15 protein-coding genes are annotated in these 23,261 nt (G+C 42.0%); 7 read left to right on the forward strand and 8 right to left on the reverse strand.

The window, feature by feature from the left end; translation table 11 throughout:
• Window positions 1-15: 15 nt before the first annotated feature.
• Together OU792_RS00270 and OU792_RS00275 are read right to left on the reverse strand one after the other, a co-directional pair.
• Window positions 16-3,144, reverse strand: coding sequence for a SusC/RagA family TonB-linked outer membrane protein (locus OU792_RS00270; RefSeq protein ID WP_274669166.1), 3,129 nt, complete (start codon window positions 3,142-3,144; stop codon window positions 16-18).
• Window positions 3,145-3,672: 528 nt separating this feature from the next.
• The gene (locus OU792_RS00275; protein ID WP_026945053.1) at window positions 3,673-5,835 is read right to left on the reverse strand and encodes a glutamine synthetase III family protein; all 2,163 of its coding nucleotides are present in this window, start codon (window positions 5,833-5,835) and stop codon (window positions 3,673-3,675) included.
• Between the two features lie 234 nt (window positions 5,836-6,069).
• Here OU792_RS00275 and mtaB point away from each other — a divergent pair, with 234 nt between their 5' ends.
• The 4 genes from mtaB to OU792_RS00295 all read left to right on the forward strand — a co-directional run bounded on the left by mtaB (window position 6,070) and on the right by OU792_RS00295 (window position 10,772).
• Window positions 6,070-7,389, forward strand: coding sequence for a tRNA (N(6)-L-threonylcarbamoyladenosine(37)-C(2))-methylthiotransferase MtaB (gene mtaB / locus OU792_RS00280; RefSeq protein ID WP_274669167.1), 1,320 nt, complete (start codon window positions 6,070-6,072; stop codon window positions 7,387-7,389).
• 61 nt (window positions 7,390-7,450) lie between these two features.
• Window positions 7,451-7,732 (forward strand): GIY-YIG nuclease family protein, encoded by a 282-nt coding sequence (locus OU792_RS00285; protein WP_026945051.1) that lies wholly within the window; start codon window positions 7,451-7,453, stop codon window positions 7,730-7,732.
• A 449-nt stretch (window positions 7,733-8,181) separates the two neighbouring features.
• Window positions 8,182-10,191 (forward strand): alpha-amylase family glycosyl hydrolase, encoded by a 2,010-nt coding sequence (locus OU792_RS00290; RefSeq protein ID WP_274669168.1) that lies wholly within the window; start codon window positions 8,182-8,184, stop codon window positions 10,189-10,191.
• A 74-nt stretch (window positions 10,192-10,265) separates the two neighbouring features.
• Window positions 10,266-10,772 carry a hypothetical protein gene (locus OU792_RS00295; RefSeq protein WP_134200936.1) on the forward strand — a complete coding sequence of 169 codons (507 nt, stop codon included), beginning with the start codon at window positions 10,266-10,268 and terminating at the stop codon, window positions 10,770-10,772.
• A 342-nt stretch (window positions 10,773-11,114) separates the two neighbouring features.
• Here the strand turns inward: OU792_RS00295 and OU792_RS00300 are convergent, their stop codons facing one another.
• Window positions 11,115-11,504: an STAS/SEC14 domain-containing protein gene (locus OU792_RS00300; protein ID WP_134200934.1), complete on the reverse strand. Its 390-nt coding sequence runs from the start codon at window positions 11,502-11,504 to the stop codon at window positions 11,115-11,117.
• A 168-nt stretch (window positions 11,505-11,672) separates the two neighbouring features.
• Between OU792_RS00300 and rluF the strand changes: the two genes are divergently transcribed.
• Window positions 11,673-12,431, forward strand: a complete 759-nt coding sequence (rluF, locus tag OU792_RS00305; RefSeq protein ID WP_274669169.1) for a 23S rRNA pseudouridine(2604) synthase RluF — start codon at window positions 11,673-11,675, stop codon at window positions 12,429-12,431.
• A gap of 165 nt (window positions 12,432-12,596) precedes the next feature.
• On the forward strand, window positions 12,597-13,484 hold the full coding sequence (locus tag OU792_RS00310) for an ATP-grasp domain-containing protein (RefSeq protein ID WP_274669170.1): 888 nt from the start codon (window positions 12,597-12,599) through the stop codon (window positions 13,482-13,484).
• Here the strand turns inward: OU792_RS00310 and OU792_RS00315 are convergent.
• Both OU792_RS00315 and OU792_RS00320 read right to left on the reverse strand, forming a co-directional pair.
• Window positions 13,481-14,749, reverse strand: a complete 1,269-nt coding sequence (locus OU792_RS00315) for a type IX secretion system plug protein (RefSeq protein ID WP_274669171.1) — start codon at window positions 14,747-14,749, stop codon at window positions 13,481-13,483. The two genes, OU792_RS00310 and OU792_RS00315, sit on opposite strands and share 4 nt — an antisense overlap.
• 36 nt (window positions 14,750-14,785) lie before the next feature.
• On the reverse strand, window positions 14,786-16,708 hold the full coding sequence (locus tag OU792_RS00320; protein ID WP_134200929.1) for an ABC-F family ATP-binding cassette domain-containing protein: 1,923 nt from the start codon (window positions 16,706-16,708) through the stop codon (window positions 14,786-14,788).
• 137 nt (window positions 16,709-16,845) lie between these two features.
• Here OU792_RS00320 and OU792_RS00325 point away from each other — a divergent pair, with 137 nt between their 5' ends.
• Window positions 16,846-18,003, forward strand: a complete 1,158-nt coding sequence (locus OU792_RS00325; protein WP_274669172.1) for a PQQ-dependent sugar dehydrogenase — start codon at window positions 16,846-16,848, stop codon at window positions 18,001-18,003.
• A 12-nt stretch (window positions 18,004-18,015) separates the two neighbouring features.
• Here OU792_RS00325 and OU792_RS00330 read toward each other — a convergent pair whose 3' ends face one another.
• The 3 genes from OU792_RS00330 to OU792_RS00340 form a co-directional block, all read right to left on the reverse strand.
• Window positions 18,016-19,407, reverse strand: a complete 1,392-nt coding sequence (locus OU792_RS00330; protein WP_274669173.1) for an exonuclease domain-containing protein — start codon at window positions 19,405-19,407, stop codon at window positions 18,016-18,018.
• A 51-nt stretch (window positions 19,408-19,458) separates the two neighbouring features.
• Window positions 19,459-21,048, reverse strand: a complete 1,590-nt coding sequence (locus OU792_RS00335) for an NAD(P)/FAD-dependent oxidoreductase (protein ID WP_274669174.1) — start codon at window positions 21,046-21,048, stop codon at window positions 19,459-19,461.
• Between the two features lie 113 nt (window positions 21,049-21,161).
• Window positions 21,162-23,072 (reverse strand): polysaccharide biosynthesis protein, encoded by a 1,911-nt coding sequence (locus OU792_RS00340; protein WP_026945040.1) that lies wholly within the window; start codon window positions 23,070-23,072, stop codon window positions 21,162-21,164.
• Window positions 23,073-23,261: the final 189 nt, after the last annotated feature.

A 23,261-nucleotide genomic window follows, 5' to 3' on the forward strand; every position in this document is an offset into this window, starting at 1 on the left:
TAGGGTTGAGCCGACTTAGAAGTTTGCAGAAAGATTAAAACCGAAGCTTCTATTAGCTGGTACAGCGAAGTATTCCAGACCCTGAGAATTTCCGGAAACGGTGTAAGCTGCTTCAGGATCAATATTTGGCACTTTAGACCAAAGGATCGCCAAGTTTCTTCCTACGAATGAAAGTGAAAGTGACTGGAATGGAGTCTTTTCTACAAACGTACGTGGGAAAGTATAACCGAATGAAAGCTCACGAAGCTTACCGAATGAAGCGTCATAAACCACATTTTCAGTCACCTGAGCATATCGCTGCCAATACTGATCGATCAAGTAATTATTAGGGTTACTTGGATCAGCAGGAATAGTCCATGTTCCAGGGGTTCCTTCAGGAGTCACACCGGACACAGTCAAATTGCCATCTCTTCCCTGCAGTGTATTCTGATGCAATCCAAACTGATATGCAAAGTAATTGGTACCTGACATCACTGAACCACCTCTTCTGAAGTCAATCAAAGTCATCAAACGGAAACCTTTCCAAGTGAATGTATTGGTGATACCACCTGAGATAGGATGACGCCCTTCTGCGATAGTCTCAAATCCAGGAGTAGTTACCGGGAATCCATTGGCATCATATACTTTCTGACCGTCAATTTCTAAATGCTTGAATCCGGTAATCATACCCAATGGCTGGCCTACAATATGTCGGATTCGCTCTCTTCTTGTTCTTGCTTCATCCAAGTTGATGAATTCTACAGGGTCGCCAGCGGCGTTGGTTCCCAAGCTAAGTACTTCGGAAACGTTGTTTGCAAAGTTGAAGGAAACATTCCACTGAAAATCGCCTGCGATAATTGGTGTTGCATTGATCAAAAGCTCAATACCTCTGTTTTCCAGTTCACCGATGTTAACGGTTGTAGAGCCAAATCCAGAAGTAGCAGAAATACCCTGATTCAAGATATCATCAGTAGTTCTTCTTCTGTAGTAAGCGACATCAATACCCAACCGATTTTCGAAGAATCTTAAATCTGCACCAATTTCATATTCTGTAGAAGTATAAGGTGATAGACCAGAGTTTGGAATAGAACCATTGTTGATCTGTCCAAGGTTCGCACCAAGGTGTCCCGCGCCTACCAATCCATATTGCAAGTTAAGTGCATAAGGATTTGGAGCACCTCCACCTACTTGTCCCCAGTTACCACGAATCTTAGCAAAGGTGACAAACTCAGGAAGAACAATCATATCTGAAATGACAGCAGACAAACCTACAGAAGGATAGAACAACTTACTGTTTGCTGGAGAAAGTGTAGAGAATTGATCTTGACGACCAGTCAAGTTCAAGAAAATCACATTCTTGTAGCCTACGTTTGCAGCGGCGAAGTAGGAATTGATCCCCAATTCAGAGAATCCATATCCGAAGGTTGGTGCAGCTACATTGGTCACTGAGTGAAAGAATGGTACAACTAGGTCATTACCACCACCTCGCTGACTTTCGATAGTTCTACGCATGATGTTAGAACCAAGGAATCCATCCACACTGAAATCACCGAATGTTTTATCAAAACCGATCAAGAAATCAGCATTGGTTTCTTGGATGGTTCTCATAGTAGTATTGTAACTTCCACGTGGCTTAAAGGCTGTACCATAAGCTTCGAAAGCATACTCGTCACGGATTTGGAAGTCTGTTCCGAATCGACCCTGTGCATACAACCAATCAGTGAAGTCATATCGAAGGGACATGTTACCCATGATACGATCGGTCACATCTTCTCTTCCCCACTGGTAAACTGCCCAGTAAGGGTTAGTCTGGAAAACATTTGACTGATAACGAAGCTCGTTTCCGTCTGGCAATGCACCAGGCTTATTTTGATCACCTCTGATAACTGATAAAGGAATATTACCTGGCTTCACCACCATGGAGAAGTTGGCATTTCCTGGAGAGTCAGAAAGTCTTGGACGATTAGTAGCAGTTTGCTTGGAATACTGACCGGTCACTGCCAAGGTAAATTTACCTTGCTTACTGTTTACATTGATGTTAGCCACATTTCTGTCGAAACCTGCATTTGGCACTACATCATTGTTGGTCAAATTAGAAAAGGCAAAACGGTAGGTTGTATTCTCATTTCCACCGGACAAGGCGATGGAATTGTTCCAAGTCATTCCATTTCTATAGAAATCATTGAAATCTTCTCCCAAAAATGAGTATGGCCGCTGAACTCCATCAAACTGAACAGTCTGAGATCCGTCATAAGGAGCACCCCATCCATTAATGGCATTGTTGATTGCCTCATCTTGAGTTAGAGGCTTTCTTCCATTTTCACCTGGACCGTAGATCCGCTGAAAATTGGTTTCATCAACCACAGACTCCATAGTAAAGTTGGAGTTGAAAGAGATACCAATCCCTTTTCGAGCGCTACCTGATTTGGTAGTGATCAAAATAACACCATTTGCTGCACGTGCTCCATAAAGCGCAGCAGCGGTATTACCTTTTAGTACCGTTAAACTCTCAATATCATCTGGGTTGATAGCTGCAAGACCATCACCACCGTCATTTCCACCCCATATACCTGCGGAACCAAGGTTTCCGGACTCAATCGGAACACCATTGACCACATACAAGGGCTGATCATTTCCTGTCAAAGAAGAACCACCTCGAATCACGACGCGAGTAGATCCTGCTGCACCAGTCGCCGGAGGTGTTACATTTACACCAGCCACTTTACCGGTAAGGGCATTACCCACGTTCACGGTACGAGACTCTGTAAACTTATCCCCTCCCAACTGAGTAACGGAATAACCGAGCGCCTTTTGATTTCGCTCCATACCAAAGGATGTAACGACGAATTCGCCCAGCTCAGAGATATCCTCAGCAAGGGTTACATTGATAATTGACTGGTTTCCTACGGTGAATTCCTGTGAAGCATATCCAATAAAGGAAAATACCAAAACAGAATTATCACTTACACTGATCGAATACTTTCCGTCCACATCTGTGGTCGTACCGGTCTGGTTGGTCTTGTCTAGGACCGTCACACCAGGGATAGGTAAACCATCCGCTTCACCCACAACAGTACCTGTCAGGATGCGTGTCTGGGAATAAGCTTGTATGCTAAATAAGAGCATAAAAGCCAACCCATACGAGATTGATAAAATTTTTCTCATAGCTGGTAATAAGAAGTTAGAAATAATTGAAATTGATTTGCCGGCTGTCCGGACTTGGTTTTAAACTGGGTTAATTGTGAGGAATGCTTCATAAGCGAAACAGTTTTGTTAAAATCTTATTTGATCAAAAGTCATAAAAACCGACTTTTCTACTGAATAAAGAACACAGATCTTATTAAGACTTAAGTAAATCTAGGTAATTCGAAATATTTAGAAAAACAATATTATTATTTTATTATGAAAAATAGCAAAACTTTTTTAATTTTTTTTTAAAAGTTAATCTTTTACGATCAATTTTTTATTCGAATAAAAACATCTTAATCAACATTTTGAAACTCACACCTTGGATTCATTAAAAATTATCCAAGAAAAAATAGAGTGAAATAAAATTTTGTTTAAGTATTTTAAGGATTATCCGAATATTTTTTTGTGAACAGCGAACATTAGAATGAAAGGTTTAAGTTTATTCTGAAATAAAAAAGGCCATTTCCGAAGAAATGACCTTTTAATTTATTTTGATTCGATCAATTATCTAATGAATAGCATCTCACGGTATTTCACCAATGGCCAGCTTTCATCATCCACAAGAAGTTCAAGTTTATCGACCGCATAGCGTATTTTATCAAAGAATGCCTCTTTCACCTCTTTCTGATATCCTTTTGCACGCTTCACGATATCCTCTTCCTTGTTGAGTTTTCGACGGGCATCGATCATGGCATTTACATTTGACTTCACGGCTTCGATATGACGGGACACATCTTTGATAGTCTCGATAGCAGCGGAGTTGTCAAGTCCAAGACCCTTCATTCCATTCGCATTTTCGATGAGCTTATTTTGATACAAAATTGCAGTAGGAATCACGTGATTCAATGCCAAATCACCCATTACACGACTTTCGATCTGCACCTTCTTGATGAAGTCTTCAAGCATAATCTCATGGCGTGCATGAATTTCCAACTCATTCATCACATTGTGTCTTGAATAGAGCTCTTTTGTCTCTTTTTTCATGTAAACATCCAATGCTTCAGCTGTATTTTTCAAGTTAGAAAGTCCGCGCTTTGCAGCTTCTTTCTCCCACTCTTCGGAATATCCATCACCTTCGAATCGAATTTTCTTAGAATCCTTGATATATTTTCGAAGCACATTGACGATTGCAATCTTCTTTTCCTTTCCGGATCCAATCTCCTTCTCAATGTCTTTCATCATCTGACGAAGTACTTCAGCCACAATCACATTCAAGGTCGCCATTGGACCGGCTGAGTTGGCGCTTGAACCTACTGCACGGAACTCAAACTTATTTCCTGTAAATGCAAATGGAGAAGTTCTGTTTCTATCGGTATTGTCAAGGATGATCTCAGGAATCTTGGAGATACCCAACTTCATGTACATATTGTCACCCTTCTCGATCTTGATATTTCCGTTTTTCTCAAGCTCATCCAATACAGATGTCAGAGTCTCACCCAAGAATACAGAAATAATTGCCGGAGGAGCCTCATTGGCACCTAAACGGAAATCGTTACCTGCCGATGCAATACTAGCTCTTAGCAAATCCGAGTGATCGTAAACTGCTTTCACTGTAGCCACCAAGAAAGTCAAAAACTGGAGATTCTCTCTTGCTGAGTTGCTAGGCTGGAAAAGATTCACACCGGTATCTGTGATTAGAGACCAGTTGTTGTGCTTACCAGATCCATTTACTCCTGCGAAAGGTTTCTCATGGAAAAGTACTTTCAAGCCATGCTTCTCAGCTACTTTATCCATTAGATCCATCAACAATTGATTGTGATCTACGGCCTTGTTGATTTCTTCGAAAACTGGAGCTACTTCAAATTGACCTGGAGCTACCTCATTGTGTCTGGTAGAAACCGGGATGCCCAATTTGTGCGCTTCGATTTCAAAATCCACCATGAAGTCCTTCACGCGGGTAGGAATCGAACCGAAATAATGATCTTCCAATTGCTGACCTCTGGCCGGATTATGACCAAATACAGAGCGGCCTGCCATCACCAAATCAGGTCTAGCTGAGAAAAGAGCCTTATCGATCACAAAGTACTCCTGTTCTACACCCAAAGACGGAGACACTTTTCGTACATTTCTATCAAATAACTGGCAAATAGCAACGGCTGCATCATTCACTGCCTCGAGTGACTTAAGAAGAGGAGTCTTGTAATCTAGCGCTTCTCCTGTGTAAGACACGAAGATGGTTGGAATACAAAGCGTCTTCTCAAAGATGAAAATCGGAGAAGAGGGATCCCAAGCGGTATACCCACGTGCTTCGAAAGTAGATCTAATACCACCATTTGGGAATGAAGAGGCATCTGGCTCTTGCTGAACAAGTGCGGAACCTTTAAATTTTTCAAGACCTGCATGGGCATCAAAGAACGAATCATGCTTTTCAGCGGTAGACCCGGTCAATGGCTGGAACCAGTGAGTGTAGTGTGTGACTCCTTTAGAAAGAGCCCAAGTTTTGACTGCGGATGCAACCTCCTCGGCTGTTGCGGAATCAATTTTGGAACCTTTATCAACCGCCTCCATCACTTTCTTATATACAGAAGGTGCTAGGGATTGCTTCATTTGGTTCAAACCAAAAACGTTTGTACCAAAAAAGTCAGAGATTTTTAAAGCTGGAGCTTCAACTTTCACTCTTGGCCTGGACTGAACCATTGCCAATGCTTGTTGTCTTAATGTTGCCATATCTACAAGTATGTGGTTTAAATTTACACCAACAAAAATAGGAAAATACTGACTTGAAAAAGCTTTCGGCCTATTTTTCATCTAGATTTTTGAAAAATTTATACTTTTTTCAAGGAAATAAGCTTTTTAAACACCCAAATCCTGAAAAACCATGAATTTTGGAGACTTTTTTACCAAAATTGAAAAGAAGGTAAGATTACTTACCTTTGCAGCTTCATTATCAAGGGGAAAATTGTGAAAAAGGTAGCCTTTTATACATTAGGATGTAAGCTGAATTTCTCAGAGACTTCCACTATTAGCCGTCAGTTTGAAGATCGAGGCTTTCAAAAGGTGGATTTCCAGGAGAATCCGGATATTTTCATCATCAACACTTGCTCTGTTACCGAGAATGCGGACAAGAAGTGCAAAAAGATTGTCAAGGAAGCCAAAAAGATTTCCCCTGATTCTTATGTGGCTATCATCGGATGCTATGCACAATTAAAGCCACGTGAAATCTCAGAGATTAAAGGTGTGGATGCTGTCTTGGGAGCTGCTGAAAAATTCCGACTTCACGAATTGCTCGGTGACTTTGCTAAGGAGCAGGAAGCAAAAGTACTTGCCAGCGAAATCTCTGAGGCTAATTCATTCAACAATGCCTACTCTATCAATGATCGCACCCGGACTTTCTTGAAAGTTCAAGATGGCTGCAATTATGGTTGCGCATTTTGCACCATTCCCCTCGCACGGGGCAAAAGCCGAAGCAATACCATCGCTTCTGTATTGGAGTCTGCGCTAGAGATTGCATCGACAGATGTAAAGGAAGTGGTTTTAACTGGGGTTAATATCGGGGATTTTGGAATCGTGGAAGGCAAGCGACAGGAACGCTTTGCAGATTTGGTTTTTGCCTTGGATCAAGTCGATGGAATTGACCGTTTTCGAATCTCGTCCATTGAGCCCAACCTGCTGACGAATGAGATCATTGAATTTGTTTCCAGATCCGAGCGCTTTGTGCCTCATTTCCATATTCCACTGCAATCCGGGTCCAATACCATTCTTCGGAAAATGGGAAGACGTTATTTGCGGGAACTTTATGAAGACCGTGTCAGCAAAATCAAAACACTAATGCCTCATGCATGTATTGGAGTCGATGTGATCGTCGGATTTCCAGGCGAGACTGATGAGCTTTTCCTTGAAACCTACAATTTCCTGAACGATTTGGATATCTCCTACCTCCATGTTTTCACTTACTCCGAGCGTGCTAATACCCGTGCAATTGAAATGGATGGCGTGGTTCCGATGAAAAAGCGAAATGAGCGGTCAAAAATGCTCCGAATCTTATCAGAAAAGAAAAGAAGGAAGTTCTACGAAGAAAATCTAGGAAAAACCTTTACAGTGCTTTTCGAAGAGGATATAGACGGAGGAAAAATGCATGGCTTCACCGAGAATTACATTCGTGTAGCAGCAAAGTACGATCCCATGCTCATCAATGAAACCAAACAGGTAACGCTTGACTACATTAATGAGGCCGGCAACGTGGAAGTGTTGGAGCCAGAGATGGTGTATGAGAAGCATTAATTAACCTTTTTCAGCCATTTATAATCTTCAAAACTGAACTGCTTTTTGTATTTTTAAAGTTATGGAGGCTTTTATGTATATCCTTAAATGTGGAAATGGGCTCTATTATGTGGGAAGCACTAAAAATCTAGAAAAGAGACTTGAACAACATCATTTAGGTGAAGGAGCGAATTTCACACGAAAACACCTGCCTGTTGAATTAGTTTATTATGAAACTTTTGAAAGGATTGATGAAGCATTTAAGAGAGAAAAGCAAGTTCAAAATTGGTCAAGAGCTAAAAAAAAAGCCCTGATTAATCGAGATTTCGAGGCTTTGAAAAACTTGAGTAAGGGAAAAACCTAGGTTCTTCTCACCTCGGCTTCGCTCGGTGAACGATGCATTGTTCTATTTAAACAGAGAGGGGGAAGAGAGCGGCTGCGCCGCTCTCTTCCCCCTCTCTGTTATAAAACCTCTTCGATTCGATGGCCGAGCGAAGTCGAGGCCCAAATATTTCAAGGAATTGATAAATACATTTTAACCCCCATCAAATACTGAAAATTTTTGCTTATTATTTCCGATCCTCATTAATTTTTATGAATGTTTGCTTTCAAACCAGTAACCAAATTATATTAAGCTCATTCGACTTCGCTCTATGATTGTTAACCTATAAATTGGATAAGGGAGGAGAATTCGATTTCCGAGCGACAGATAATGAGCTAGTCGAATCTATTCGAGGCCGTTTGAACTACTGGCATGATAGCAAATAATCATATTATTTTCCCTAATTTGAGATCAATAAAACCCTACTTTTTGTGAGCAAAAACACCTTAGCATTAATCCAAGACGAATCCTGGCTTGAGCCTTTTGCAGATAAGATTCAGGAGCGAACTGACCGCTTTTACAAGGCAATTCATGAAATCGAGCAAGCCATGGGTAGCATTCTCGAGTTTGCCAATTTACACCAATACTATGGCGTCCACTGGGAACCCATACGCCGAGGTTGGGTATATCGGGAATGGGCTCCCGCTGCCAGACAATTGTTTCTGATGGGTGACTTCAACTGGTGGGATCGAGAGTCTCACTCCATGAAGCGCAATCACCGTGGCGATTGGGAGATTTTCCTACCTTTTGAGCAATACAAGCACACTTTCCTGCATCAGAGTAAAATCAAAGTACGTGTCATCGATGCCAAAGGCCGGGACTTGGATCGAATTCCTGCCTATACGCGTCGAGTCGTGCAGGATACCGAGACGCATGACTTCACAGCCCAACTTTGGTTCCCGGAGGATGAATTCCGCTGGACAGATGAAAACTTCCACCTCGATGAAGCTGCTTCCATGCCCCTGATCTATGAATGCCACGTAGGAATGGCTCAAGAAAAGGCGGGAGTTGGTACTTATCGGGAATTCGAAGAAAATATCCTGCCCAGAATAAAAGCATCGGGCTACAATGCCATTCAAATGATGGCAGTGATGGAGCATCCCTATTATGGTTCATTTGGCTATCATGTGTCCAACTTCTTTGCGCCCTCGTCTCGATTTGGCACTCCGGAGGAACTCAAATCCCTGATTAATACCGCGCACAAAATGGGCATCGCGGTAATCATGGACATCGTGCACTCCCATGCGGTCAAAAATGTGAATGAAGGCTTGAATGAGTTTGACGGAAGCGACCATCAATACTTTCACCCCGGCAGCAGAGGCTACCATGAAGGCTGGGATTCCAAGCTTTTTGATTATGGCAAGTGGGAAGTACAGCAGTTTCTCCTCTCCAATATCCGCTATTGGATGGAGGAGTTTCACTTTGACGGGTTCCGCTTTGATGGGGCGACCTCCATGCTTTATCATCATCATGGACATGTGAGCTTTGATTCGGGAGAAAAATATTTTGACGAAGGGGTCGATCAGGATGCACTTCTTTACTTTCAGCTAGCCAATACATTGATCCATCAACTTAAGCCTTTGGCTATTTCCATCGCAGAGGAAGTCAGCGGGATGCCCGGACTATGTCGGAAGGTGGAAGAAGGAGGAATCGGTTTTGACTTTCGACTGGCTATGGGGATTCCGGACTTTTGGATCAAGACGCTCAAACACAAAACCGACGAACAATGGGACCTTTTTGAGTTATGGCATGAGCTCACCAACCGGCCCAAAAAAGAAAAATCCATAGCCTATGCAGAGAGCCACGATCAGGCCCTAGTAGGAGATAAAAGTATCGCCTTCTGGCTGATGGACAAGGAAATGTACACATCCATGTCCGTACTGGAGCAAAACCTGGTAGTGGACCGGGGAATCGCCTTACACAAAATGATCCGAATGATCACGCTTTCGCTAGGCGGAGAAGGCTATTTGAATTTTATCGGAAATGAATTCGGTCATCCGGAGTGGGTGGACTTCCCAAGGGAAGGAAATAACTGGAGCTACCAATACGCGAGAAGACAATGGTCCCTAGCCGACACTCCCCATCTTCGCTATGCCCAACTCTACGCTTGGGATCAGGTTATCATCCAACTGATCAAAGACCACCAATTACTGAAATCAGGTCCAGCCACACAACTCTATCTAGAGCCTGATAAAAAGATTCTAGCCTACAAGCGGGGTGATTTGGTGTTTGTTTTCTCCTTCCACCCAACCGAGTCCTATTTTGGACAGAAGGTTCGATTTCCCGAGCCTGGTAGCTATCAGATTATCTTAGACTCGGACCAAAAGGAGTTTGGAGGCTTTGAACGGCTGGATCAGCAAGTGATCTATCAGACGGATAATAACCAGGAAGTAAGCCTATACATTCCAAATAGAACGATGATGGTGATGGAAAAAAAGTGAGGAAGGTGAGTTAATAATGAGATTATCGTAGAATTAAAAAATTCAAACTAAAATTAATTGAAATCAGAAAAAACATGAAAAAATTAAATACTGCATTGATTATTGCTTCATTGTTTTATTCTTGCAGTAATGAGATTAAAACAGTTTCTGATAGTTTGGTACATGAAGATCCAGAAAGTTATAGTATTAAAGGAGAGCCCAAAACAATACCCCTGAACAGTAAAAATGAAGTTTTTTCTGAAAGTTTAATTGGCAAAAACACACTTGATATAGAACAGATAGGTTGGTTTAATTGTAAGGGTTCAGTATTAGATTCTCCAGATAGCAGCATAAGCTATGCTGTTTCTCAATTTGCAAAATCACAAAATGAATGTAGGAATGGAAAAGGGAAGGTAGTTCTTAAAAAACTTCTTTATAGAAAGAATGGCAAAGCCATTTTTGAGGTGATTGATGAAATGAATATTGACACAAACTTTCCACAAAGTTATTTTAGTTGGACTAAATGTATTATAGGTGGTGCGAAAAGCAGTCATTTTTTTTTTAATAGATTTCAAAGACCAACGGCAAAAAGAGTTGACTGAAATATACAATGTATGGAGAATAGATCTGAAAGTAGGAAAGTTTGTGAAAGAAGGAGATATTAAAAGTGTCACTTGTATTAATCCTGACTACTCCGAAGGATTATAGATTCTTATTGTAAACCACTGTTTTTTTTGAAAGAGAATCTTCCAGATAGCCTGAAAGAAGAAAAGATCTCGATTAATACGAGTTACAATCTGAATCCAGAAAAATCAAATCAAGTGGAATATGAAATAAGCCCTCAAAGCGATCAATTTGATCCCTGGATTCAAACAAAAAAATTAACCTTTGAGTGGAATGGACAGAGGTTTCAAAAAATGTAGTAATTATTAAACCAAAAGCCATTAGAACAAACCCAACCCCCTCACCCACTTTTCGGCTTCTGATTCTTTCTCAAAAATTTTGTAAGGCACAGGCTGTTTTTGAAGGGAGAATATAACTCGCAATACCGCACGAATGACCTTATTCGGAATCACATAAGCCGTCCCTTGACAATAATCCTGCATTAAACCACGATTTTCCCGAAGCCAATCAGCTTGCATTCGCTGATGGGACAAGGCGGGAATCCCTGCCTCTCGCGCATCAAAAATGATGGCCAACTTTTTTTTATGACGGTAGCAATCCCGAGTTTGGGATAGGTAACGTTGGAAATTCTCATCTGTACTTTTTTCGCCTGTAAAGCGAATCCGTATCAGCGGAAATTCCGATTCATCGATGGTGGCGTAGTCATTCATGAGAAGATAACTGACTGATGGCGAAAGGGTTTTTAACAACTTATCGATTCTAATAAAACAGCTTTCTCCACCTATTATTTTTGAAAATAAACCGGAAAAAAGCCCCGTCCTTTTTCCAATTCGAAGCTCCTTACGATATTGCCAGTCCAAAAAATTTCAATCACTAGTATGTCGGATGCAGAAGCTACTCGAATCAATAAATACCTCAGCGAATTGGGTTACTGTTCCAGGCGTGCTGCCGACAAGTTGATAGAAGCTGGACGCATCACTATCAACGGGGAAAAGCCCGAAATGGGCACTAAAGTTCAAAAAGGAGACATCATTAGAGTAGATGGAAAGCGAATAGATGATAAGGGAGAAAAACCGGTTTATTTAGCTTTCAACAAGCCGGTGGGGATTGTATGCACTACAGATACACGGGTTGAAAAAGACAATATCATCGATTACATCAATTACCCCAGTCGCATCTTTCCTATTGGAAGGCTCGATAAGCCTAGCGAAGGCCTAATCCTGCTAACCAATGATGGAGACATTGTCAATAAAATCCTTCGAGCCAAAAACAATCACGAAAAGGAATACATCGTCACGGTCAATCGGCCGGTCACTCCTGAGTTTATTCGAAGAATGGGATCAGGAGTACCGATTTTAGACACTGTAACCCGAAAGTGCCATGTCGAGAAGATGGGCAGAAATCAGTTTAGAATCATTTTGACTCAGGGACTCAACCGACAGATTCGTAGAATGTGCACCTACTTGGGGTACTCCGTTACCAAACTCAAGCGCGTGCGGATTATGAATATTTCGCTGGACCTTCCTATCGGAAAATGGCGGGATTTGACCGAAAAGGAATTAGAAGAACTGAATGTCCTAATCGCTGATTCCTCGAAAACTTTTGACCCGGAAGAAGCGGAAGACGATTGGAATTGAACTGCGCTGATTAATCAGATTGATAGCAGTGATTAAATTATCTTTGCTAACCGCGAAGAAAGCTGGGAGTAGGAAGTTTGCTGAAAATATACTTCAAAGCTTATTTAGGCCCGAAAAGTCTCATTTTTAAAAAATGGGAAACATTAAAATTTAACCTAGATCTACATGCCAAGATGTGCTTTTCTTTCCATTGCCAATACCGAAGGTTGGTTCATTGATGATGATTTGGTTCATCCTTACCTTGAGGCACTTGGATGGGATGTGAAAAATATTCCTTGGAATCAAGCTACCGACTGGGACGAGTTTGACTTAGTTGTAGTGCGTAGCCCTTGGGACTATCAGAAGCATCTGGAGGAGTTTCAAAACACCCTCTCTCAAATACAAAGTTCAAAGGCCATTCTGTTGAACTCACTTGAACTGATGCAATGGAATATTCACAAAGGATATCTTTTTGAACTCCAAGACAAAGGGGTAGAATTAGTACCTACTATCCGCTTCTCGACGTTGGAAAAAGAGGCGATTGAACAAGCCTTTAGAACCTTAAATTCCGATCAGCTCATCGTCAAGCCCCTCATTGGAGCCAATGCCGATGATACTTTCTGGATTCGCAGAGATCGAGCAGAATCTTGGCAAAAAGCACTTACCATTTTTGCTGAAAAAGAAGGAATGATACAGCCATTTATGGATGCCATTGTCAAGGAAGGTGAATTCTCCTTGATGTATTTCCAAGGTTCACTGAGTCATACGATTCTTAAAACAGTGGGCGAAGGAGATTTCCGAGTTCAGGAAGAGCATGGAGGAGGAGTCATTCCGATCGAAAAACCTGAAGCCGAACTGCTGGAAGCTTCCGATAAAGCAATGAAAGGCCTACCGGAGACTCCATTTTATGCTCGAGTTGATTTGGTCAGAACAGCCTCGAATAGCTTTGCATTGATGGAACTAGAGTTGATAGAACCCTGCCTGTATTTCCGCTTTGACGAAAAGTCTCCTGCCCTTTTTGCAGAAATGCTCGACCAATACTGGAAAAAGCATTTAAAACCATTCAGAAATTAAAGCCTTCTGCGGTTGGGATGCAGATAGACATATCCTACCAATTGATCGTAGCGGGAACCCAAAGCTCTGAAGTACACAAAAACCTCGTATTCGTTTTCCGTCTCAAAAAAGCTGCCTTCAAATTCCTCTGAGTCAAACTGCTGATCTCTCAAATAGGCATATTGGTAATCGTACCAGCCTTGCTTAAGCAGTAGCGTTGTTTCAAAAACTTTCAGCTCCGAATTCCATTGTAGCTTTGCTTCTGGAATCGTACCCCAGTTGTTAAATGACCCGACCAAGTAGATGGGTTGAGAGTTTTCAGGAGCAAAAAACCGAAAAGTGGTCAGAATATATTCACTCTCCACTTCTGGATCGCCACCAGGTCGGTCATTCGTATTGACCAGATACTGTCCATTCAGATCCAGATATTGGGAATACACCTCCGACTCACGAGGCTTATCTACCAAAGCATCTGCATAAATTACATCAGGTTGCACTTCGATTGTGGCTACATTTACCCCTGTCGCTCTGATAAACCGTAGGTCGATAAACCGGAATTCATTTCCTGCTGAAAATGTATTACTCCCGTCAAAGTTCTGATAGCGAATTACCTTAGAGCTTTCATTCAAGAAGGTAGGCTCTCCCAATAGTCTTGCTTGGCCCCAGCGCTGATTTTGTCTAATGACGACCTTAACTTGATTGAGGGGATCCATCATCTCCCCTTTCGAATAGTTGACGATCACATCTACTTGCTGACCTGATCTCCGGTCTTGGGTTCGCGCAGGTGGTACGATGCTGGCCCCTACGGTAAAAAGCTCCTCATAAACCATAAATCGCTTGGTCAAAATCACGTCTGATTCATCGCGACCTTTGAAGACTTTCACAATGTAGTTTCCTGACTTGGTAACCCTAGGTATGGTAAAGCGATAATGAATATATGGCAAACGAGTATTCACTGAATAATCATATTCCTGCACATTGAATTCATTGAATGAGGTCAAAAAGTCATTGTCTTTGAGCTGTGATTGCTGCCAATTCGCATCACAATGGATCAGTTTAGCCGTGTAGAGTTCAGGGTCATAGGCAATATCATCAAACAACAAGATCAAGGGTCTTGAATCAGAAATACTGACACTTGGCGCGTCCAACTGACTATCGAAGGCAGCTCCTAGCGGAAAAATCCGAACCGATTGAATATGATCCTTGAAAACCTTATCATCAAGCTGCGCATGGCTTGAATGAATCAAGAACATGGATAAAAAAAGTACTGTCAGTAGTCGCTTCATTTTGAAAAATTAGACAAATAAGTTCTTAATGAAAAATCAGCTTATGACCTCCTGCAATTTGGAAATATCCTCCACCAGTTTTTCCCAAGACGAATTACTCTTATCCAATCGAGATTTCACCTCCTCAAACTCCTTTTGCACCTTTTCGGCTGATTCAAGATCTTCATAGAGTTTAGGATCTGCTAATTTTTCCTCCAGTGATTTGCTTTTTTCTTCCCATCGCTCCAATTCCTTTTCCACTTGCTCGAGCTCATATTCTAATTTCCTCAAACTCTTTTTTGCCTCATTCAGCTCGGAATTTGCAATGGGTGCCTTGACTTTTTCTTTCTTTGGAGCAGCTTTTTCCTCCTGCTTTTCTACTTCCTCCTGCTGACTTTTCCAAAACTCATATTCCTCATAAGTTCCTGGGTATTCCTTGATTTGATGATCTTCGATATACCAGATTTTATTGGCAACACCCCGGATAAAATGCCGGTCGTGAGATACCGTGATGAAGGTCCCCTCATACTGCTGCAAGGCTTGAATCAAAATATTGACCGATTGGAAATCCAGGTGGTTGGTCGGTTCATCCAGCAGGAGAAAGTTGGCTTCAGAAATCAAGGTTTTTGCAAGGGCAACTCTGGATTTTTCCCCTCCCGAGAGCACTTTTATCTTCTTGAAAACATCCTCGCTGGAGAAAAGGAAACAGCCAAGGACATTTCTGAGCTCAGTTTCAGTTTTGTTGGAACCGGCCTGTACCATTTCCTGAATGATTTCATTGTCAAGGGTGAGAGCCTCGAGCTGATGCTGCGCATAAAACGCCTTAATGACATTATGCCCTTCTGATCGCTCACCGGATATTTTTTCGGAGCCATCGATGATTCGCAAAAGTGTGGACTTCCCTTTTCCATTTGCTCCGATCAATGCAATTTTATCCCCTCGTTCAATTCGGGCCGTGGTATTTTGCAAAATCACGAGGTCTCCATAGCTTTTCCCGATATGATCCAAGGTGACAACATGCCTTCCGGACTTCTGAGAAAATTTGAAATTAAAATTCACAAAAGCCTCATCATTGACCACTTCCTGCACGCGATCCATTCGTTCTAAAGCCTTAACCCGAGATTGAACCTGATTGGATTTAGATGCTTTGGCACGAAATCGCTCGATGAACCGCTCGGTTTGCTTGATCATTTGCTGCTGATTCTCGTAAGCATTCTGTTGAATCTCCATCCGCTCCTTTTTCTCCTCTTTGTAAAAAGAGTAATTGCCTGCATAGGTCGTCAGCGTATGACTCGATACTTCCACGATGGTGGATACGCAATTATCCAAGAAAGTCTGATCGTGAGATACTACCACCACAGCACCTTCATAGGTTTTGAGGTAATTTTCTACCCACTGAATCGAAGGTAGATCCAAGTGGTTGGTTGGTTCATCCAAAAGAAGAAGTGCGGGTCGTTCAAGCAGCAATTTTGCCAACATAACTCGCATCCGCCATCCTCCGGAAAAGGTGCGAAGTGGCTTGGTGAGATCTTCCGTTTTGAATCCGATACCTTCAAGGACTTCTTCTGCTTTGGCCTTGATGGTATATCCTTCATTAGCTTCAAACCTCTCCTGCAGACTTGCAAGACGATTGATTACATCCTCGGAGTAATCCGTTTCCATCTGCTTCAACACCTGATCGATCTCATCTTGCAAGGCCAAAGTCTCCTTGAATGCTGCCAATGCAACCTGTAAAATACTTTCTTCCGATTGATAGGAAAGCAGATCCTGATTCAAAAATCCAATGGTACAATCCTTTGCCTTTTGAACTTCACCACTTGAGGGCAGGTACTCCCCTGCTATGATTTTGAGAAGTGTGGACTTACCAGTGCCATTTTGTCCTACCAATCCAATTTTATCCTTGGGCTTGATGTGAAGATTGGCATTTTCATAAAGCGGTCGTCCACCGATGAAGTAAGAAAGGTTGTTAATCGAAAGCATGGCGCAAAAATAAGGATTAGACCGTTTATAGAGGCCTAGTATTAAAACAATCCAAAAAGAATTACCTTAATGTGGTAAAATTTAAATTCCACGAAATGAAAACTTCTGCTTTGCTTTCGAATTTCATAGTGTTTCTAATGGTCATATCTCAAGCTAGTTGCCAGCAAAAAACTGGTAATCAGACTAGTTTTAGTACCCCAAACTCTAGCAACAAACGATCCATCAAAGATGCAAAGGCAGATGTAAAGCTTGATAAAATCAAGTTGCCGGAAGGCTTTCAAATTGAAGTCTGGGCTGCAGATATCCCAAATGCAAGGTCCCTTTCTATGTCTGAAAATGGAGTGGTCTTTGTCGGAAACAGGCAGGAAAAAAATGTATATGCGGTACTGGATGAAGATGGAGATGGGAAAGCAGACAGCAAATTCATTCTGGCAGAAGGTCTAAGGATGCCAAATGGAGTAGCTTACAAAGACGGAGATCTTTATGTAGCGGAGGTCAGTAAGATTCTTAAGTTTCCAAATATTCTTGACAACCTCACCAATCCAAAATACGAGGTGATTTTTGACGGATATCCCACAGAACGCCATCATGGATGGAAATTCATCGCTTTCGGACCTGATGGAATGCTCTACGTCCCTGTCGGCGCGCCTTGTAATATTTGCGAATCAGAAGATGAAATCTTTGCTTCGATCACCAGAATTGATGTCAACTCTCCAAATCCTCAACCCGAAGTCTATGCACATGGAGTTCGAAACTCGGTTGGATTTGATTGGCATCCTGAGACAGGCAATCTTTGGTTTACCGATAATGGTAGAGATATGATGGGTGATGATATTCCAGATTGCGAATTGAATGTAGCCACCACCGCAGGCCAACATTTTGGCTATCCATACTGGCATGCCGGTGATGTCAAGGATCCTGAGTTTGGCTCTAAAGGTAAAGCCAAGGAAGCCTATCAAGCGCCAAAAGCAAAGCTCGGAGCCCATACTGCTCCTCTCGGTATTCGTTTCTATGAAGGAGAGATGTTCCCCGATAGCTATCAAAACCAGGCCATCATCGCGAAGCATGGCTCCTGGAACCGAAGCAAAAAGTCAGGATACGATGTGGTTTTGGCAAAAATCAACTCTTCCGGAGAAGTGACAGAGGTTGAGCCTTTTGCTAGTGGATGGCTGGATGATGCTACTCAAGAAGTCTGGGGAAGACCCGTAGATGTTCAGGAATTACCTGATGGCAGCCTTCTGATTTCTGATGATGTAGCCAACTGCATCTATCGAGTGAGCTACACGGGGAAATAAGGTTTAAAGCAATTAGAACCCAAGCGGCAATTCGTAGGATGGGGAAACAGTTTGGGCAGTGATTTTTATTTGCTCAGTTGAAAACTTGGGTAAGAACTGTCTCAAGACGTAGGCAGTTTCAGGATGAGATGGAACTGCTTTCATCTGGGAAAAATCCACCGATTCTTCCGAGTCAAAATACCCGTAGTACTTCAATATACCTCCTTCGAAAACGCATGCTGCTACTTCATCGGAAGTTCTGCCAGGAATACAGATTTGAATTCCCTTTTTGCTCGCTTGAATATTCTCAATAAATGATTGGGCTTTGGAATTGTAGCTACCTGGACTAATTGCACTTCGACAAGCCCCTTCACAACGATCATCCTGGACAGTGGCACATGGAACGGAGCGAATGCCTGTCATTTTGGAGCAAAGCTGGTAATTATCAACTGCATCCTTGAGAAAAAGCCTAGCCTCTTCCTGGTTAAAGAAAAACTCCAAAGGAGGATTATTTTTCCTCACTTTGGCTATTTGGAAGCGGGTAAAGCCATTCCCATCTTGGTAAGAATACAAACCCCAAAGTTGAGAAGGTCTTTTGATTGCTGCGTTGAATTTTGGCCAAATACGTTTGATTTCAAGCGTTTCCAATAGCAGAGCCATAAATTCCGAACCCGTCAATTCCCATTTTAGATCGGCCACTATGGCTTTGAGCGCCTGTTTTTGTACTAAAGTAGAATCACCCGAAAAATGAGACCGAAACCGCTCTTGAATATTAATTGCTTTTCCCACATAAACCACACGGGAATTGGAGTCTAGCATGTAATAGACACCGCATTCGGTAGGGATCCGTTCGAAGCGGTGACTGGGAAAATTCGGGGGTAAAAACCGGAGTGCCCTTTTGCCCTTGACCAATTCATATACCACCTCGGGTTGCTTTTTGATCACTTGATCAAACAAGATTGCCGTAGCTTTAGCATCCCCCATGGCTCGATGCCGTGCCTCAATAGGAATTCGAAGATGTTCGCAAATTCTACCCAATCCATAAGATCTTAGGCCAGGAAAAGCCTTTCGTGAAAGGCGAACAGTACAAAGTTTTGATGGTGAAAAATCTTTATCCAATGCTGAAAAAGCCTCTCGAATAAAAGAAAAATCAAAATTTACCTGATGGGCTACAAAAACTCTATCCGCTAGCATTTCCCAAATCTGCTCAGCTACCTCCTCGAAGAGTGGAGCATCTTGGACCATCGCATTATCAATACCTGTAAGTCCCGTGATATAATCCGGAATTCGCTGTTGAGGATTCAGAAGTGTTTGAAAAGTATCCTTGATTTCTGTTCCATCATGAATCAGGATGGCAATTTCTGTAATTCCTCCAAACTTGCTATTACCACCTGTGGTCTCGATATCTACTATGGCAAACTCCACGCTGTAAGTTAGCAATTACTCAGAGCTCCTCGACAATCGTGACACAAAAGGTCAGATGCTTGTTCGCTTGATATGGCTTGTAATCAGTCTTTCGGCACATCGCTCCCCGTCCATAGCGGCAGAAATAATTCCTCCAGCAAATCCTGCACCCTCTCCACAGGGATAAAGTCCTTTGATTTCTGGGTGCTCTAGACTTTCACGATCCCTTGGAATTCTTACCGGAGAAGAAGTTCGGCTTTCTACACCGATGAGTTGTGATTCGTTCGTAAAATATCCACGCATCTTTTGCCCAAAAGCTTTGAATGCATCAGCTAATCTGCGAGAAATAAAATCGGGTAAAACTTCGCTCATATCCACTGCCTCAAGACCAGGCTGATAGGAAGTATCCAATAAGGAATTACTTACCTTTTTATTTACGAAATCTACCATTCGCTGAGCGGGTGCAACCTGAGTTTTACCCCCCATTTCCCAGGCTTTTCTTTCCACACTGGCTTGAAAGTGCATGGCTGCCAAAGGTCCGAACTTTTGAAACTCGGGTAAATCCTCCAACTCCACTGCGACAACCATTCCTGAATTGGCAAAGCGGCTATCCCTACGGCTTGGACTCATTCCATTGACCACCAGCTCTCCGGGAGCAGTAGCAGCAGGAACAATAAAACCGCCTGGACACATACAGAAACTAAAAACCCCTCGCTGTTTACCCTTGAAATGGGTTTGATGTACCAATGAATAGGAAGATGCCGGTAAATAAGGTCCTCGGTCAATCTCACAATGGTATTGAATTCTATCAATTAAATTTTGAGAGTGCTCAATCCGAACACCCAAGGCAAAAGGCTTGGGTTCTATCAGTATTTTTTTTGCATGAAGCAATTCAAAAATATCCCTTGCCGAATGCCCGGTTGCTAAAATCACTCCCTCTCCTAAAATCCTATCTCCATACTGTGTGATGACACCTTTGATTTCAGATTGATCAATAATAAAATCCTCCACTCGGGTTTCAAAATGAATCTCTCCACCAGACGCTAAAATCGTTTCCCGGAGCTTAGTCACGACCACGGGAAGCTTGTTGGTACCGATATGCGGGTGAGCATCGACAAGGATCTCTTCCGTGGCACCATGCCTCACCAAGATTTCTAAAATCCGTCGGATATCTCCTCGTTTTTTGGATCGAGTATAAAGCTTTCCATCCGAATAGGTTCCAGCTCCCCCTTCTCCAAAACAGTAATTGGAATCAGGATTGACAATATGTTCCTTATTAATCGCTGCAAGGTCTCTTCTTCGAGCTCTGACATCCTTTCCTCTTTCGATAATGATTGGCTTCACGCCTAGCTCTATTGCGCGGAGTGCAGCGAACATACCTGCAGGACCTGCCCCAACAATAATTATTCGTTCAGCATTTTCAACTTGGGGGTAATCAATGTCAATTTGTAGGCGGGAATCCGGGCTTTCTTTGAGAAAAATCTCTGCTTCTACATTTACGCGGACCTTCCTTCCTCTAGCATCAATGGATCGGCGATTTTGCCTCACAAAGACCTCATCTTCTGAAGGTCTGATTCCAGCTTTTTGTAAAGCCGCTTTTTTAAATTGAACCTCATCGTATGCCTCCGAAGGGTCCAATTGCAATTGGAGTATTTTTTTCATGGTAAGGGTTCTATCCTTAAATCATGGCAAAATTACACAGAAAAAAGTCGAAAACTTCAAAAATAAAAAAGGCTACACCTAGGTAGCCAAACTTATCTCATACCGATTGAGTACTAATTCAACCTATCGAGGACTTCGAATCTTGAAGAATTGGAAATGAATTCTGGAACGATCGTTTTAAGATGCCCTACCAGTTCATTTTCCGAGTTTTTCAGTATCAAATCCTGGAACAAGTCGATCTGACCATCAATTTTATGATAAGCCGCCGGCATCACCTGAGCGATCTTGATTTTTGGATGGTGAGTTATCTTGACCGTTTCAAAATCATTCAATAACTCTTCATAAAGTTTTTCACCTTCCCTCAGTCCAGTGAAGATAATTTTGATATCCTCATCCTCTTTTTTACCAGAAAGCTGAATCATCTTTTTGGCGAGGTCTAGGATTTTTACAGGCTCTCCCATATCAAACACGTAGATCTCTCCACCATTACCCATTACAGCGGCCTCTAATACCAACTGACATGCCTCAGGAATGGTCATAAAGTACCGGGTAATTTCCGGATGAGTCACTGTCAAAGGACCTCCATGTAGGATCTGCTTTTTGAAAAGCGGAATGACCGAACCATTCGAACCTAATACATTGCCAAATCGAGTGGTGATAAACTTGGTGTGATATTTTTTATGATTGACCTCCAAATACTCATTCAAAGCCTGCACATACATTTCTGCTGCGCGCTTGCTAGCCCCCATTACATTCGTAGGATTCACTGCCTTATCGGTGGAGACAAATACAAACTTATCGACCTGAGAAAGTACGGATAGGTCTGCCAAAACCTTCGTTCCAATCACATTAGAATGAATAGCCTCCTCTGGATAATTTTCCATCATCGGCACGTGCTTGTATGCTGCCGCATGGAAAACCACTTGAGGCTTAAAGGTTTTGAAGATTTCTTTCATCTTCTTTTTATTCCTTACATCTCCCAACACTATTTTAATGGGGCAATAGGAATAATTTTCCTTAAACTCATTTTCGATATCATAGAGTGCAGACTCTGCAATATCCAATAAGATCAATAATTTGGGCTGATAATGGGCTATTTGTCTGCAAAGCTCACTACCGATTGAACCTGCAGCACCAGTGACCAATACTGTTTTATCTATCAAATCCTCATGAATCTGGGGATTGTCCAAAATGATCTGCTCTCTGGAAAGAAGATCCTCAATTTTAATTTCACGTATTGCACCGGCAGTTAGACCGCCATTGATCCATTGGTCTACAGGAGGGACGATAGAAACAGAAATCCCGAGTTTCAAGCATTCGTCAATGATCTCACGTTTCCGAAGGACGTCCAAATCTCGAACGGCAATTATCAGCTCCGTGACCCCATATTGATCTTTGAGCTTTGCCAATGATTTGATACCATGAAAGATTCTAATCCCTGCAATGTTTTTACCCTCCTTTTTAGGGTCATCATCCAAAAACGCGATGGTGTTGAAATTGCTATTGCTGTCTCGTTTAATAGCTTCCTGAGCAATCAGACCAGATTCACCGGCACCGAAGATCACTCCACTTTTTTGTTCCTTGACGATAAATCCATTCTTCAAGTAAACGAAAAGCTCTTTCACCAGTAATCGGTAAAAAATCAACATAAATAAGGAAGAAAGGCTGGCGATGATAAGAACCGAAGTAGGTAATAAAAACCTATCATTCAGGAAATTGCCATGGAAGAAATTAAGAAAGAGAAAAAGAACAAAATTGATAAATACAGTCTTGAAAATATTTGATCCATCCTTAAATCCCGTATGTCGCACAATGCCTTCATAGGATCGGGTATTTTGCATGACGAGCAATCCTCCGATCATGAATGTGAAACTTCCAGCTACGGCATCATTCTGCTCGATTACGGCTAATTCAAAGTTGAAACGAACCAAATAACCAAATAAGGCGCAATGAAAAAGAATTACAGAGTCAAGAGTGGCTATGATCCACCTTGGGAGGATTTTTAACCTTGCTAAAAAATTCATAGTAGATATTTATTCAAATAATCTGTTTTAACTGATGACCAAATAAAACTTGCTCAAAATAAGTCATTTTACTCATTACCACAAAACATCCTTATGTTTTTTCAAAATCGATCCAATTTTATTTTGCACTTTTCCAATATTTCTTAATTGAAATAGGATATACGGAAAACATTGACGGTTTAGATCGAA

It is taken from the genome of Algoriphagus sp. NF (genome assembly GCF_028823735.1).
Classification (GTDB): domain Bacteria; phylum Bacteroidota; class Bacteroidia; order Cytophagales; family Cyclobacteriaceae; genus Algoriphagus; species Algoriphagus marincola.

Excerpts from the sequence above, each read along its gene's own strand:
- OU792_RS00270 (WP_274669166.1), bottom strand. The coding sequence starts at position 3,144 with ATGAGAAAAATTTTATCAATCTCGTATGGGTTGGCTTTTATGCTCTTA.
- OU792_RS00275 (WP_026945053.1), bottom strand. The coding sequence starts at position 5,835 with ATGGCAACATTAAGACAACAAGCATTGGCAATGGTTCAGTCCAGGCCA.
- OU792_RS00285 (WP_026945051.1), top strand. The coding sequence starts at position 7,451 with ATGGAGGCTTTTATGTATATCCTTAAATGTGGAAATGGGCTCTATTAT.
- OU792_RS00295 (WP_134200936.1), top strand. The coding sequence starts at position 10,266 with ATGAAAAAATTAAATACTGCATTGATTATTGCTTCATTGTTTTATTCT.
- OU792_RS00300 (WP_134200934.1), bottom strand. The coding sequence starts at position 11,504 with ATGAATGACTACGCCACCATCGATGAATCGGAATTTCCGCTGATACGG.
- rluF (WP_274669169.1), top strand. The coding sequence starts at position 11,673 with ATGTCGGATGCAGAAGCTACTCGAATCAATAAATACCTCAGCGAATTG.
- OU792_RS00310 (WP_274669170.1), top strand. The coding sequence starts at position 12,597 with ATGCCAAGATGTGCTTTTCTTTCCATTGCCAATACCGAAGGTTGGTTC.
- OU792_RS00315 (WP_274669171.1), bottom strand. The coding sequence starts at position 14,749 with ATGAAGCGACTACTGACAGTACTTTTTTTATCCATGTTCTTGATTCAT.
- OU792_RS00320 (WP_134200929.1), bottom strand. The coding sequence starts at position 16,708 with ATGCTTTCGATTAACAACCTTTCTTACTTCATCGGTGGACGACCGCTT.
- OU792_RS00325 (WP_274669172.1), top strand. The coding sequence starts at position 16,846 with ATGGTCATATCTCAAGCTAGTTGCCAGCAAAAAACTGGTAATCAGACT.
- OU792_RS00335 (WP_274669174.1), bottom strand. The coding sequence starts at position 21,048 with ATGAAAAAAATACTCCAATTGCAATTGGACCCTTCGGAGGCATACGAT.
- OU792_RS00340 (WP_026945040.1), bottom strand. The coding sequence starts at position 23,072 with ATGAATTTTTTAGCAAGGTTAAAAATCCTCCCAAGGTGGATCATAGCC.